Source organism: Nocardioides sp. 616 (assembly GCF_002930065.1).
GTDB classification, from domain to species: domain Bacteria; phylum Actinomycetota; class Actinomycetes; order Propionibacteriales; family Nocardioidaceae; genus Nocardioides; species Nocardioides houyundeii.
In genome coordinates this window covers 1-12,319 of record NZ_POAG01000002.1, presented here as the reverse complement: position 1 = coordinate 12,319, position 12,319 = coordinate 1, and the positions used below count along the sequence as shown (strand labels likewise).

General features: G+C 70.6%; 17 protein-coding genes. 7 read left to right on the top strand and 10 right to left on the bottom strand.

The annotated features are described in order from the left end of the window. Positions 1-2 precede the first annotated feature (2 nt). Positions 3-392, top strand: a complete 390-nt coding sequence (locus C5H89_RS00680; protein ID WP_104105191.1) for an Rv0909 family putative TA system antitoxin — start codon at positions 3-5, stop codon at positions 390-392. A gap of 35 nt (positions 393-427) precedes the next feature. On the opposite strand, the gene C5H89_RS00675 is transcribed toward C5H89_RS00680, so the two are convergent. Beyond that, entirely contained in the window at positions 428-1,954 is a 1,527-nt protein-coding gene (locus C5H89_RS00675; protein WP_240181624.1) for an SDR family NAD(P)-dependent oxidoreductase, read from the bottom strand. A gap of 160 nt (positions 1,955-2,114) precedes the next feature. Between C5H89_RS00675 and C5H89_RS00670 the strand changes: the two genes are divergently transcribed. After that, a complete protein-coding gene (locus tag C5H89_RS00670) occupies positions 2,115-3,137 on the top strand; it encodes a zinc-dependent alcohol dehydrogenase family protein (RefSeq protein WP_104105190.1) in 1,023 nt (340 codons plus the stop codon). Positions 3,138-3,177: 40 nt separating this feature from the next. Here the strand turns inward: C5H89_RS00670 and C5H89_RS00665 are convergent, their stop codons facing one another. Further along, on the bottom strand, positions 3,178-4,506 hold the full coding sequence (locus tag C5H89_RS00665) for an HNH endonuclease signature motif containing protein (protein ID WP_162799129.1): 1,329 nt from the start codon (positions 4,504-4,506) through the stop codon (positions 3,178-3,180). Between the two features lie 115 nt (positions 4,507-4,621). On the opposite strand from C5H89_RS00665, the gene C5H89_RS00660 reads away from it, so the two are divergent. After that, positions 4,622-5,074, top strand: coding sequence for a hypothetical protein (locus C5H89_RS00660; protein ID WP_162799128.1), 453 nt, complete (start codon positions 4,622-4,624; stop codon positions 5,072-5,074). A 9-nt stretch (positions 5,075-5,083) separates the two neighbouring features. Here the strand turns inward: C5H89_RS00660 and C5H89_RS00655 are convergent, their stop codons facing one another. Beyond that, positions 5,084-5,362, bottom strand: coding sequence for a GlsB/YeaQ/YmgE family stress response membrane protein (locus tag C5H89_RS00655; protein ID WP_104105187.1), 279 nt, complete (start codon positions 5,360-5,362; stop codon positions 5,084-5,086). A gap of 103 nt (positions 5,363-5,465) precedes the next feature. On the opposite strand from C5H89_RS00655, the gene C5H89_RS00650 reads away from it, so the two are divergent. Together C5H89_RS00650 and C5H89_RS00645 are read left to right on the top strand one after the other, a co-directional pair. Next, the gene (locus C5H89_RS00650) at positions 5,466-6,128 is read left to right on the top strand and encodes a response regulator transcription factor (protein WP_205304785.1); all 663 of its coding nucleotides are present in this window, start codon (positions 5,466-5,468) and stop codon (positions 6,126-6,128) included. Positions 6,129-6,218: 90 nt separating this feature from the next. Further along, positions 6,219-6,914 carry a type 1 glutamine amidotransferase domain-containing protein gene (locus C5H89_RS00645; protein WP_104105186.1) on the top strand — a complete coding sequence of 232 codons (696 nt, stop codon included), beginning with the start codon at positions 6,219-6,221 and terminating at the stop codon, positions 6,912-6,914. Here the strand turns inward: C5H89_RS00645 and C5H89_RS00640 are convergent, their stop codons facing one another. Beyond that, positions 6,915-7,514, bottom strand: a complete 600-nt coding sequence (locus C5H89_RS00640; protein WP_104105185.1) for a dihydrofolate reductase family protein — start codon at positions 7,512-7,514, stop codon at positions 6,915-6,917. It lies immediately after the preceding gene. Between the two features lie 18 nt (positions 7,515-7,532). Between C5H89_RS00640 and C5H89_RS00635 the strand changes: the two genes are divergently transcribed. Next, complete coding sequence (locus tag C5H89_RS00635) at positions 7,533-8,264, top strand: phenylalanine--tRNA ligase beta subunit-related protein (protein ID WP_104105184.1); 732 nt, start codon at positions 7,533-7,535, stop codon at positions 8,262-8,264. Positions 8,265-8,280: 16 nt separating this feature from the next. On the opposite strand, the gene C5H89_RS00630 is transcribed toward C5H89_RS00635, so the two are convergent. The 4 genes from C5H89_RS00630 to C5H89_RS00615 form a co-directional block, all read right to left on the bottom strand. Then, a complete protein-coding gene (locus C5H89_RS00630) occupies positions 8,281-8,517 on the bottom strand; it encodes a DUF3099 domain-containing protein (RefSeq protein WP_104105183.1) in 237 nt (78 codons plus the stop codon). Next, entirely contained in the window at positions 8,514-8,642 is a 129-nt protein-coding gene (locus C5H89_RS19420) for a hypothetical protein (RefSeq protein WP_275887088.1), read from the bottom strand. Before C5H89_RS19420 ends, C5H89_RS00630 begins: the two co-directional genes overlap by 4 nt. Before the next feature lie 72 nt (positions 8,643-8,714). Continuing rightward, positions 8,715-9,692: a hypothetical protein gene (locus C5H89_RS00620; protein WP_162799127.1), complete on the bottom strand. Its 978-nt coding sequence runs from the start codon at positions 9,690-9,692 to the stop codon at positions 8,715-8,717. Further along, a complete protein-coding gene (locus C5H89_RS00615) occupies positions 9,689-10,267 on the bottom strand; it encodes a sigma-70 family RNA polymerase sigma factor (protein WP_104105181.1) in 579 nt (192 codons plus the stop codon). The genes C5H89_RS00620 and C5H89_RS00615 overlap by 4 nt, the downstream gene beginning before the upstream one ends. Positions 10,268-10,447: 180 nt before the next feature. On the opposite strand from C5H89_RS00615, the gene C5H89_RS00610 reads away from it, so the two are divergent. Beyond that, positions 10,448-11,152 (top strand): VOC family protein, encoded by a 705-nt coding sequence (locus C5H89_RS00610; RefSeq protein WP_104105180.1) that lies wholly within the window; start codon positions 10,448-10,450, stop codon positions 11,150-11,152. A 63-nt stretch (positions 11,153-11,215) separates the two neighbouring features. Here the strand turns inward: C5H89_RS00610 and C5H89_RS00605 are convergent, their stop codons facing one another. Both C5H89_RS00605 and C5H89_RS00600 read right to left on the bottom strand, forming a co-directional pair. Further along, a complete protein-coding gene (locus tag C5H89_RS00605; RefSeq protein ID WP_104105179.1) occupies positions 11,216-11,599 on the bottom strand; it encodes a VOC family protein in 384 nt (127 codons plus the stop codon). A 74-nt stretch (positions 11,600-11,673) separates the two neighbouring features. Further along, positions 11,674-12,319 (bottom strand): hypothetical protein (locus C5H89_RS00600; protein ID WP_205304784.1); only part of this gene is annotated, 646 nt, incomplete at its 5' end.

The following is a 12,319-nucleotide window of genomic DNA, read 5'->3' as shown; positions in this document are numbered from 1 at the left end:
AGATGTCCCTTGCCAAGGACCTGAAGGCCAAGATCGACGAGCTCGAGCTCGAGCGTCGGCTCAAGGCGATCATCGACGACACCGAGAAGACGGCCGGCGAGGCCGTCGAGAAGGCCGGCGGTCTGGCTCATGAGCGACGCGACGACATCGCGCGGACGCTCGACAAGGCCACCGAGAAGATCAACGCCCAGACCAAGGGCCAGTACGTCGACAAGGTGGAGAAGGTGCGCCACAGCCTGCTCGAGGGGCTCGACAAGCTGGCGGCCCGGCGGCGCCTGGGGGACCCGGTCGCCCCGATCGAGCCGCCGACGGACCAGACGCAGGACGAGACCCAGGACAAGACCCAGGACGGGACCCAGGCCGACCGGCCGACGGACCCGCCCCTGTCCTGAACCTCAGCTGTTCTGAGCCTCAGCTGTCCTGAACCTCACCAGGGCGAGGGCCGGAAGTCCTTCACGAAGCAGCCGTAGAGGTCCTCGCCCTGCTCGCCGAGCACGATCGGGTCGTAGACCCGGGCCGCGCCGTCGACCAGGTCGAGGGGGGCGTGCCAGCCCTCCTCGGCGATCCGCAGCTTGTCCTCGTGGGGACGCTCGTCGGTGATCCAGCCGGTGTCGACCGCGGTCATCAGGATCCGGTCGGTGGTGAACATCTCCTCCGAGCTGGTCCGGGTCATCATGTTGAGCGCGGCCTTGGCCATGTTGGTGTGCGGGTGGCCAGCGCCCTTGTAGCGGCGGGAGAACTGCCCCTCCATCGCCGAGACGTTCACGACGTACGCGCGGCGGGCGCCGGCCTGGACGGCGGCCCGCATCGCCGGTCGCAGCCGGGAGACCAGCAGGAACGGTGCGATCGAGTTGCACAGCTGCACCTCGAGGAGCTCCAGCGGGTCGACCTCGTCGACCACCTGGGTCCAGGAGTTGTTGACCTGCATGTCCGGCAGCAGTCCGCCCGCGTCCACCGCGGTGCCGGTCCGGTGCGCCTCCAGCGAGGCCGATCCGGCCTTCAGCGCCAGGGCCGAGATCGACGCCGCGGTGTGCGCCGCGTGCGCGACCTCGGCGGACTCGCCCTCGTGGCGGGGCACCGCGTCGCCGGACAGGGCGCCCGCGATCGCGGCCGGGTGCGCCTCGCTGATGCCGTCGAAGGTCAGCATCTCGGGCAGGGCCAAGCCGGCCGGCAGCGGCGCGTCCTCCATCTCGATGAGCTGGGAGTAGGCGCCCGGCGAGCGGCGCACGGTCTGGCAGGCGTTGTTGATCAGGATGTCGAGGGGGCCGGCGGCGGCCACGTCGTCGGCGAGGCTGATCACCTGCGCCGGGTCGCGCAGGTCGATGCCGACCACCTTGAGCCGGTGCAGCCAGTCGGCGGAGTCCTCCATGGCGGCGAACCGGCGTACGGCGTCCTTGGGGAACCGGGTGGTGATGGTGGTGTGGGCGCCGTCGCGGAGCAGCCGCAGCGCGATGTACATGCCGATCTTGGCGCGGCCACCGGTGAGCAGCGCCCGCTTGCCGGTGAGGTCGGTGCGCTGGTCGCGCTTGGCGTGGCTGAACGCCGCGCAGGTGGGGCAGAGCCAGTGGTAGAACGCGTCGACCAGGGTGTAGTCGTTCTTGCAGATGTAGCAGCCCCGCGGGTTGATCAGGGTCCCGGCGAACGCGCCCGGGGCGTTGGAGACCAGCGGGATGCCGGCGGTCTCGTCGTCGATCCGCATCGCCGAGCCGGTCGCGGTCTGCTCGGTGATCGCCCGGTCGTGGGCGAGCTCGGCCTCGCGCTTGCGGGTACGCCGCTCCTTCTTCAGGGCCTTGTACATGTGCGAGGCCGCTCGCTTGACCCGGACGAGGTCGGCGTGGTCGTCGGGGAGGTGGTGCAGCTGGTCGAGGACCCGGATGGTGGTCGCGAGGTCGTCGGGGTCGATCCCCGCGCCGGTCAGGGGTGCTTCCAGAGGTGATTCGTGGTGCTGTGTCACTGGCGGATCTTCCCACCTGCGCGGCGGGTTGCGGGCATCTCGGAGCAGACCGGTGAGGTGACTCACGCCGTCGGGGCGAGTCCTTGTGCCCTTGTTGAACGGCCTGAGGTGCTCCCATAGTGGATCGGGACCGTTCAGGGCCGCGACGAAGGAGAGCCTCATGCGAGGAGCCATCCTGCACGGCCCCGGCGACGTCCGGGTCGAGGACCGTCCGGACCCGGTGCTCGAGCAGCCGACCGACGCGATCATCCGGCTGAGCGCCACCTGCGTCTGCGGGTCGGACCTGTGGCCCTACCGGGGCATCGACCGGTCCGGGCCACCCGCCCCGATGGGCCACGAGTACGTCGGCATCGTGGAGGCGGTCGGCGACCAGGTGGAGACCATCAAGCCCGGTCAGTTCGTGATCGGATCGTTCTTCGCCTCCGACAACACCTGTGAGATCTGCCGGGCGGGCTACCAGTCCCGTTGCGTGCGCGCGGAGCCCGTGGGCGCGGTCGGCACCCAAGCCGAGCTCGCCCGGATCCCCCTCGCCGACGGCACCCTGGTGGCCACGCCCGAGGTGCCGGCCGACGACCTGCTGCCCAGCCTGCTGGCCGCCTCCGACGTGCTAGGCACCGGATGGTTCGCCGCCAGTGCCGCAGAGGTCGGCCCCGGCAAGACGGTGGCCGTGGTCGGTGACGGGGCGGTCGGGCTGCTGGGTGTGCTGGCCGCCAAGCAGCTGGGCGCGGAGCGGATCATCGCCATGTCGCGCCACGAGTCCCGTCAACAGCTCGCTCGGGAGTTCGGCGCCACCGACGTCGTCGTCGAGCGCGGCGACGACGGCGTCGCCCGGGTCAAGGAGCTCACCGGGGGCCTCGGGGCCCACTCGGCCATCGAGGCGGTCGGCACCCAGGAGTCGATGATGCAGGCCATCCGGTCCACCCGGCCGGGAGGCCACGTCGGCTACGTGGGGGTCTCCCATGACGTCGCGCTGCCCGGGGAAGAGCTGTTCTTCGCAGAAGTCCACCTGCATGGCGGGCCGGCGCCGGTACGCCGGTTCCTGCCGGAACTGATCGACCTGATCTGGAACCGTCGGATCGACCCCGGCAAGGTCTTCGACCTCGAGCTGCCTCTCGAGGACGCTGCCGAGGGCTACCGCGCGATGGACGAGCGGCGCGCCATCAAGGTCCTGCTCAGGCCCTGACCCTCCCGCGCCGTAGGCTCCTGTCGAGCTGCGGCGGCTCCTACCGCCTCCGGTGGAACCGCCATTCGCCTGAGGAGTGCTGTCGCAGGTCCCACGCCGGATCGTGGGCCTTGCGATGGTGGAACCCGCAGAGCGGAAGCCCGTTGTCCAGGTCCGTGGCCCCGCCGCGACCCCAGGAGAGCTGGTGATGGTGGATCTCGCACCAGGCGAAGGGCCGTTCGCACCCTGACGCGGCGCACGTCTCGTGGCTCAGGGACAGTGCCCGGCGTTGGGTCGCGGAGTGGAGTCGTCGTTCCCGGCCCAGGTCCAGCGGCTCCGAGGCGCCGCCCAGGACGGCCGGGACCAGGCCGGCCTCGCAGGCCATCCGTCGGGCCTCCCCGGCAGTGATCCGGACCCCGCTGTCCAGGCGGGCCGCGCCGATCCCGGTCAGCAGTGCGTCGAGGTCCAGCGTCACCAGGACCGTGGCCTGCGACGGAGACAGGCCGGTGGTGGGCAGGTGCTCGATCAGCTCGCAGAACCCCTGCCCGCGGGTCTCCAGGTAGGACTGGGACTGCGGGGCGGAGGGATCGATCGTGCTGGACGTGGTCCCGTCCGCGGCGCGCTTCAACCCGAGCCGGCGAGGGCTGGTCAGGTGTGCCAGCACGGTCTCCAGGAGGTTGCCGTGCAGCTCCGGGATACGGAACTTCCCCGACCAGGTGCCGTCGCCGTTCTCATGCAGGGACAGGAAGGTCTCCGCGTCCGCACCCGCCTTCTCCCGGGTCAGCATCTTGAGCTCGTGCTCGTCGGCCAGGGTCCGGTCGATCGGGTCGAACATCCGACGGGCGGCCTGACGGAGCCGTTTGGCGTTCATCGGCCGCCCGGAGCGGGTCGACGCTCCGGTCGCCTTGCCCACCAGCAGCTCCTCGGCGGCAGCGAGCTGCTCGGGAGTGGCCCGGTCGGGCGCCGCCTCGGCGGCGTCCACGATCACCCGTACCTGGTCGACCCGCAACCGGCCGGCCGCGAAGGCCTCGCGAGTCGCCGCGTACGTCGAGCCCAGCAGCCGGCCCAGCCTCAGGCCCGACGCCTGCGAGGCCCGGGTCGAGCCCAGCAGCCCGGCGAGCCAGGCGTCGGTCCCGGTGGCCGCACCGCCCAGGTCGGGGTCCTCGGCGACCTGCCGGGCCTCGGCCTCGGACGACAGGCGCAGCCGTAGCGCGGTGGCTGCGGACTCCAGCTCCCCGACGCGCTGCAAGGCCTCGGCCAGGTCGGTGGAACCCACCGCGTCCACGGGGACCGCACCCGCTCCGCGGACCGCCTCCTGGGCGGCCGAGACCAGCATCGTCACCCGGGACGTCATGTCCCGGGGCGAGGAGTCCAGCTGGCTGACCGACATAGGACAAGCCAATCGCCCACCCCCGACAGTTCTGCCCGCAAAGAGCCGTCCATCCCAGAGTCTGGACAAGTGTTCGAAAAGAGGCAGGAGTGGTCGCTGTGACATCGTGGGAGCCGTGCCGTCCTCCACTCCAGCGCTCACCCGAGAGACGTTGGGTGCCTGGCTGATCAAGACTCGTCCGGACTCCACCTCCGTGGGCGACCTGCGGCCCAGCGGGCTCGCCGCCGTCACCACCAGGTGTGTGCGCAGGTCCTACCGGACAGAGCTGATCGAGTCGGACCAGCCGGTGCTCCTGTGGGTGAGCGGGAGCGACCGGCAGCACCCGCCGGGCATCCACGCCGTGGGCCGGACGACGGGAGCAGCCGTGGTCGACCGCGACGGTCAGCTGGTGATGCCGGTCGAGCTCGAGCCGCTCTCACGTCCCGTCCCCAGGGCGGAGCTGCTCGCCCACCCCGTGCTCTCGCAGCTCGAGGTGCTCCGGATGTCGGCCGGCAGCAACCCGTCCTTCCTGACGCATCGGCACCTGGACGAGCTGCGGCACGGCTGGCCCCAGACGAAGGCGCTCTGAGACAGCTGCTCAGACGTGGGCCCCGTTGCGGCGCTGCGACCACTGCCAGATCAGCAGGGCAATGACGGCGCCGATGATCGAGCCGATGATGCCCGCCGGCTGGAAGAGGCCGTCGTCTGCGTCCTTGCCGAACAACAGGTAGCCGAGCAGCCCGCCGACCAACGAGCCGACGATGCCGAGCACGATGGTCGCGACGATGGAGAGGTCTTGACGACCGGGCACGAGGAGTCGGGCAACGAAGCCGGCGATGGCGCCGACGATGAGGATGGTGAGGATGAGTCCGAGCATGAGTCTGCCTTTCTTCGAGAGGCCGACCGGTGCGTCCTCTGTCCACTACGAGACCACCCCTAGGAGGGGTGTGGCACACCCCTAGGTGGGTTAGCGTGCGGTGGTGAGCAATGGAGGTCGCCCCATCCAGATCGCCCTGGTGGACGACTACGACGTCGTGGTCATGGGGGTCGCCAACATGCTCGAGCCGTACCGCGACCGGGTCGTGGTGGCCGAGCTGGACACGAACCAGCCCGTCGAGGACGGCGTCGACATCGCGCTGTACGACTCTTTCGCCCAGCCAGAGTCAGATCGCGCGGAGATCAAGACCCTCATCGACAACCCACGCGCTCGACGAGTCGTGGTCTACACCTGGAACTTCCACCCAGACCTCCTCGCGACAGCCCGTGATCTGGGTGTGCACGGCTACCTGTCCAAGGCACTCACCGCCCGAGAGCTGGTCACCGCCCTCGAGTCCGTGCACGCGGGCGAGATCGTGGTCAGCCCTTCGTCGGCCACGGTCCGCACCCAGGGTGGTGACTGGCCCGGCCGCGGCGAGGGGCTGACCGATCGGGAGGCGGAGATCCTCGCCCTCATCACCCAGGGCAAGAACAACGCCGAGATCGCAGCGTTGACCTACCTCAGTCCCAACACGGTCAAGTCCTACATCCGCGGGCTCTACCGCAAGATCGACGTCGAGAGCCGGACTCAAGCAGTTCTCTGGGGTGTGCGCCACGGGTTCTTGCCCGACAAGCGTCGGATCGAGCACTGGCGAGGCGGCCCCTGACCGAGGACTCCTGGCGACCTCACCACTGCGTGGGTAGCGTCGTGAAGGGGGGCCGGACGGCCCCCCGCCGCTGCCTCGAGGAGTATCGACGTGCCGAAGATCCTGTTCGTCCTGACCGGCTCCGACCACTGGACCCTCAAGGACGGGACCAAGCACCCCACCGGCTTCTGGGCCGAGGAGCTGCTCGCGCCCCTGGAGGTCTTCGCTGACGCCGGGATCGACGTCGACTTCGCCAGCCCGCAGGGCAAGACGCCCGTCGTGGACGAGGGCAGTCTCGCCCCTGACGCCATCGGCGAGGAGGAGTCGGTGAAGCAGCGCGAGGCTCTCCAGGCACTCGCAGGTCGACTCGAGTCACCTCTGGTGCTCGCCGATGTCGACCTCGACACCTACGACGCCGTCTTCGTGCCCGGCGGCCACGGCCCGATGGAGGACCTCGCTGTCAGCGACGACCTGGGCCGCATCCTGGTGACGATGCTCGACGGCGGAAAGGTCGTCTCCTCGGTCTGCCACGGCCCGGCCGGTCTCCTGCCGGCCACGCGCACCGACGGATCCTGGCTCTTCGCCGGGCGCAACCTGACAGCCTTCACCGACGTGGAGGAAGAGCAGGCCGGGCTCGCCGACAAGGCGCCCTGGTTGTTGGAGTCCCGGTTGCGCGAGGCCGGCGCCACCTTCTCCTCGGGAGAACCGTGGGCGCCCTTCGTGGTCGTCGACGACAAGCTGGTGACCGGCCAGAACCCGGCCTCCAGCACCGAGGCCGCGCAGAAGGTCGTCGGCCTGCTTACGTGATCAGGAGTCAGCCCGACGGTAGACCAGGTGCGTGACGTGCGGCGTCGTACGGCTGGAGACCGGTGACCAGGCCAGGTCGCCGGCGCCGTCGAAGACCCGCAGCCCCCCGCCCACGGTGAACGGCACGACGTGCAGCCGCAGCTCGTCCACGACCTGGGCCGCGAGGTAGGCGTTGAGCGTGCTCACGCCGCCGGCGATCGAGACGTCGCCGTCGCCGGCGGCGTCGCGTGCCTGGGCCAGCGCGGACTCCGGGCCGTCGGTGACGAAGTGGAAGGTGGTCCCCCCGGCCATGACCAGCGGCTCCCGCGCGCGGGAGCAGAGCACGAAGACCGGGGCGTGGTACGGCGGCTCCTCGCCCCACCAGCCCTGCCAGTCCAGGTCCCAGTCGCCGCGGTCGGGCCCGAACATGTGGCGCCCCATGATGTAGGCGCGGGCGTGCAGGATCCCGGCGATCTCGGCCTCGCTGTCCTCGCGGTGCTCGAGCATCCAGGTGTGCAGCCGATGGCCCACGTGTGGCCCGAAGGGGTGCTCCAGGGACTGGTCGCGACCCGCCCCGACGAGGTCGAGGGAGACGGCCATGTTGGCGCTGACGATGCCCATGGGGGCACGCTAGGACCCATGGTGACTGACCGCAACGAGCTCGACCACTTCCTCTCCGGTGCGCGGATCGAGCCTTCGGTCTTCGCCCTGCGACCGGACTACCGGGCGCTCCTCGTCGCGGTCGACGGCATCGCGCCCGCCGCGGGCGACGACGTCAGCGATGCACTGCTCGGGCGCGCGGAGGCGATGGCGCGGGACCTGGCGGCCCAGGGCCCGGTGGAGGAGATCCCGCACGTCGCCGCCTGGCGGGAGGCCTACCGCGCCTTCGGTGCGAAGCCGCAACGCACCCGCAACAGCCTGGAAGCGCTCCTGCGGCGGGCCCCTGGCGGGCTGCCGCGCGTCAACCGGCTCACCGATGTCTACAACGCGATCAGCGTGCTGCACCAGGTCCCACTCGGCGGTGAGGACCTCACCCGCTACGTCGGCTCGCCGCGCCTGGTGCGCAGCGACGGCACCGAGCCGTTCGACACCACAGCCGGAGGCGAGGAGGTCACCGAGCACCCCGAGGTGGGCGAGGTCGTGTGGTGCGACGACTCCGGCGTCACCTGCCGCCGCTGGAACTGGCGGCAGGGACGACGTACCCAGCTCCACGACGGCACCACGACCGCCTTGTTCATCATGGACGCGCTCGACCCGATGACCGACGACGCCCTGACGGCGGCCGCGGACGACCTCGTGGGGCACCTCGGGCCCGACGTCGTCTCCGTGCGGCGGCTTCTCGCTCCCACGACGGGTGGTCAGAGCCGCTGAGGAGCCCGCTGTCCCGTCAGTGGTCCTCGCCCCAGTTGGCCACCAGGACGGCGACCGGCGGGATGACCGCGGCGACGGCCGACATGGCCACAGCTGCCGTCGTGGACCACAGCCGGACCAGGCACCAGGACAGCACCAGCAGCACCAGGCAGGTGCCCATCAGGGCGAAGTACCAGCGGCGGCGCCTGCGCAGGCGCTCGCTCTGTGCCTCACGGACGGCGCTCACCGAGGTACGCCGAGGGTCTCGCCTCATCGCGATCGCTCGGCGGTCGGGATGCACAGGGCGTGGGACTCCGCGACCGGCTTGCCCAGGAGCTCCTCCAGGGCGGAGTGGATGCTGGGATTCGTGACGCCGCCTGAGGTGAGCAAGAGCTTCACGGGTGCCTCCGAGTGGGCCGTGTGCGAGGCCCCGGCAGAGACCCGGCGATCTGGGGATCGTAGTCGGCCTGCTCAGTCGTCGGCGTGGAAGGCCGCTCGACTCCAAGCGACGTAGCTGATGACCGAGGGGATGGTGACGTTCAGCTTGCCGGCATCCCGTGTCAGCATCTGCTCGTATCCGATCACCGCCCCCGTGGCAGGGTCGAGAACGAGCAGGTGCCTGGTGGGCAGGCCGCTGGCCGCGGACTCGACCGCGATGCCCCAGCCGGCGCGGTTCAGCCGGTCCCGCACGTCGCCTACCGATCCCACCCCGGGGGTGGCCGCCAGGTATCGCAGGATCGCTGCTCGGGAGGCAGGACCCGCTGGGCGCTTCTTCAGGACATCGGCGACGGCGGTGAACCGCCGTGCGGGATCTGAACGGTCGCCTGTTCCGAGCCGCTCCCGCATCTGAGGGAGAGATGAGGGGAGCGGGTCGAGCCGGGTCTCTCCCGCCGGGAGGGCGGTTTCGTAGCTCTCCCCGTTGTCCGTCCGTCTGGTGGTGACGGTGCCCGCACCGTCGAGGTCGAGCACCGTCGTCACCTCTTCGGGCACTACCTCGGAGTGTGCTTGCCCGCCGTCGACCCGCGTGGACAGGCTCCATGCCTGGTACCTGACCTCGCTCACCGAACCAGCACCGATGTCGTTCGGGAGCTGTTCCATGCGCCCAGCCAGCTCGATCAGGGCCTCAGCGGTTCCCGCCTGCCGCGGGGAATGCTCGAGGGACAGAAGGTCGGGTGTCGCTGCCACAGCGCTCCCGTCGTCCGGCAGCAACCAACTGAGCACTTGTGATCCCGGAAGAGCCGTCAGGACGAGGACGCTTGTGGCGAGGGCGGTCCCTAGGACGACCCGTCGTCGCTGACGAGCACATCGGGGAGGGGGCACGGCGTGCACTGACTCGGCGCGGATCCGCGCGAGCAGCATCTCGGCCTCGGCGGCGTCGCGCGTCTCGGACGGCGGCGATGGAACGGGATTGGCCTCACGCAGGAGAACGAGGGACGGGTGATCGGTCATGTGAGGGACTCCTTGTCGATGGCACAGCCGAGGGGTGCGGGGCGAAAGTCCGTAAGGGGACCCGCGTTGGCGGCCATGGCGCGCTTGAACCGGGCTCTCGCCCGGTGGAGCCGCACGGCAGCCGTGCCCGCGGAGCACCCGAGGGCGGCCGCCACCTCTGCCACCGCGAGGTCCTCCCAGTACGCGAGCATCAGCACTTCCTGATCTCGTTCCGGAAGACCACCTAGCACCTCGCGGACTCCCCACGACTCCACGGTCGTCGCTTCCGCCCCGCGGTCCCCTCGACGGCTCTGGACTCCCTGATCGGCGCTGCGCCTAGCCACCCGGTCCTGGCGTCGCTCGGTGCGCAGGGCGTTGTTCAGCGACAGGCGAGCTGTGCGGTAGAGCCAAGGCCGCCCCCCGGTGAGCGCCTCGTCCAGACGCCGCCAAGCGACAGTGAATGTCTCGGCCACCGCCTGCAGGACAAGGTCCCGCTCGGAGCAACGCCGCGAGAGGTAGGCATGGACCTCGGCATAGTGCTGCCGGTAGTAGTCCGTGAACTGGCTGTCCGCCTCCGAGCCTGGTTCGCGTGTCATACCCCTACATGTCCACATCGCTCGAAACGATTACAGGCTCTTCACAGTTGACGGTCAGCGCGCGCCTGGGGTTCGTCCAGCGGGTCACCGTAGTGAGCGTGAGAGCGCTGTGAGCGGCAGCAGCCGATCCGTCCCGCAGCGCGGGCGTGTCGCGGCAGGTCAGCGCTATGGTCGCTGGGCATGGACATGCTGCGGGGCGAGCAGATCGCCGAGGCCGACCTCACCGAGTGGCGCAAGCTGGCTCAGGGGTTGCATGCGCGGTACCTGGTGGGCGGCTTCGACGCCGGCGCCAGGTTCATCGCCACGGTGGGTCATGTGGGCGACTCGCTCGGTCACTACCCACAGGTGTCGATGGGCAAGGGGTACGTCGACCTGAAGCTGGTCAGCGACGACGCCATCTACCGCGACGACGACGGCACCGAGTACGTCGTCGAATGGGTGACCCAGCAGGACGTCGACCTCGCGCGACGGATCACCGAGGTCGCCGCCGATCACGAGCTGGAGGCAGACCCGGCCTCGGTGTGCGACATCGAGCTCGGCCTCGACACGGCGCGCTCGGCGACCATCGCTCCGGTGTGGGCCGCGCTGCTGACCGGGAGTGCCGAGTCGCAGGGACGCGGCACCCCGAGCGACGAGATCCGAGATGCCACGGGAAGGGTGCCGAACCTCTGGTTCGGGGACGACGAGCCCGAGGCCTCGGGTCAGCGGTTCCACGTCGAGGTCTACGTCGCACCCGAGGCGGCCGAGCAACGGATCGCCGCCGCTGTCGCTGCTGGCGGCATCGTCGTCGACGACAGCGACGCGCCCTCACTCACGGTGATCGCAGACCAGGACGGCAACAGGGGAGTCCTCTGCGTCGCCGCGCCCGCGGCGAAGAAGGACTAGCTCCACCTCCGTTGACCTCGGCTGGCTGGCCCCCACCCTCAGGACGAGGCGGACGACGAGGCCTCAGGCCACGCAGAACTCGTTGCCTTCGGGATCCAGCATGACGACGTGTCCGAGCGCCCCGTCGTAGTGCTCTTCCCGGACGATGCTGGCGCCGAGGGCCACCAGCTCGGGAACCCTGGCCCGGATCAACTGCTCCCGTTCGGCCACGTCCCAGGGCCCTTCGCCGGCCACTCGGAGGTCGATGTGCATCCGGTTCTTCGCCGTCTTCGGTTCAGACACCCGCAGCCATCCGATCGCGGGTCCCTTGCCATCAGGGTCGATGATCGACGCGCCGTCGGGATCGTCGTACCCCGGCTCCGGCACGTAGCCCAGGGCCTGCGCCCAGAACTGTGCCAACCGCTGGGGGTCGTGGGCATCGCAACCGAGCGTCCAATGAGTAGCCATGCTCCACGGTAGGGCGCTTCGGCCGTCTGCTGGGCAGACGACCATGCCCGGCGATGGCCGACGGCGGGGTGGGCTCAACCCCGCTTGCAGCGCCGGGTGACCTCGGCGTCGCAGTGGTCCCTTCCGCCGCCACCCCCGTCGGCGCGGTCGCGGCCAGGGCCGCCGACGAGCCGGGCGGCGTACGCGTGGCGCGGCCCCAGCAGCATGTCCGCCCCCGGCCCGCCGAGGGCGAGCAGCCGTTGCGGCGGGTGCCACGACCCCGGGCGCTCGAGGTGGATGCGGTCCGCCCCGGGACCTCCTCGCACCACCCCGTCCTCTGCCGTGAGGGTGATGCGGTCGGCGCCGGGACCCCCGGCGGCCCGCACCGTGCCCCCGCTGATCACGGCTTCGTCGGCGCCGCCGCGACCCCGGAACGTCACCTGAGGTGCATAGAGCACCTCGGCGAAGTCGTCGCCGCGGGAGCCGACGATCCTCAGGCGCTGGCGCACGCCGCGGCTGTGCACCTGGACCCCCTCGAACCCCGGAAGGGCGAGGGAGTCGCCGTCGCACGTCATCCGTTCCGTGAGGCGGATGGTCAGCGACGCGCACCGGTTGCGGACGCTGACGGTGTCGTCGCCCGGCCCGCCGTCGACCGAGCGCGCCGGCAGCGTGTCGACGAGGCTCGCGAACGAGTACGACCGCCCCAGACGGTCGTCGCCGCCGCCCATCCGCACGTCGCCG

Excerpts from the sequence above, each read along its gene's own strand:
- C5H89_RS00680 (WP_104105191.1), top strand. The coding sequence starts at position 3 with ATGTCCCTTGCCAAGGACCTGAAGGCCAAGATCGACGAGCTCGAGCTC.
- C5H89_RS00670 (WP_104105190.1), top strand. The coding sequence starts at position 2,115 with ATGCGAGGAGCCATCCTGCACGGCCCCGGCGACGTCCGGGTCGAGGAC.
- C5H89_RS00665 (WP_162799129.1), bottom strand. The coding sequence starts at position 4,506 with ATGTCGGTCAGCCAGCTGGACTCCTCGCCCCGGGACATGACGTCCCGG.
- C5H89_RS00655 (WP_104105187.1), bottom strand. The coding sequence starts at position 5,362 with ATGCTCGGACTCATCCTCACCATCCTCATCGTCGGCGCCATCGCCGGC.
- C5H89_RS00640 (WP_104105185.1), bottom strand. The coding sequence starts at position 7,514 with ATGGGCATCGTCAGCGCCAACATGGCCGTCTCCCTCGACCTCGTCGGG.
- C5H89_RS00635 (WP_104105184.1), top strand. The coding sequence starts at position 7,533 with ATGGTGACTGACCGCAACGAGCTCGACCACTTCCTCTCCGGTGCGCGG.
- C5H89_RS00630 (WP_104105183.1), bottom strand. The coding sequence starts at position 8,517 with ATGAGGCGAGACCCTCGGCGTACCTCGGTGAGCGCCGTCCGTGAGGCA.
- C5H89_RS00620 (WP_162799127.1), bottom strand. The coding sequence starts at position 9,692 with ATGACCGATCACCCGTCCCTCGTTCTCCTGCGTGAGGCCAATCCCGTT.
- C5H89_RS00615 (WP_104105181.1), bottom strand. The coding sequence starts at position 10,267 with ATGACACGCGAACCAGGCTCGGAGGCGGACAGCCAGTTCACGGACTAC.
- C5H89_RS00610 (WP_104105180.1), top strand. The coding sequence starts at position 10,448 with ATGGACATGCTGCGGGGCGAGCAGATCGCCGAGGCCGACCTCACCGAG.
- C5H89_RS00605 (WP_104105179.1), bottom strand. The coding sequence starts at position 11,599 with ATGGCTACTCATTGGACGCTCGGTTGCGATGCCCACGACCCCCAGCGG.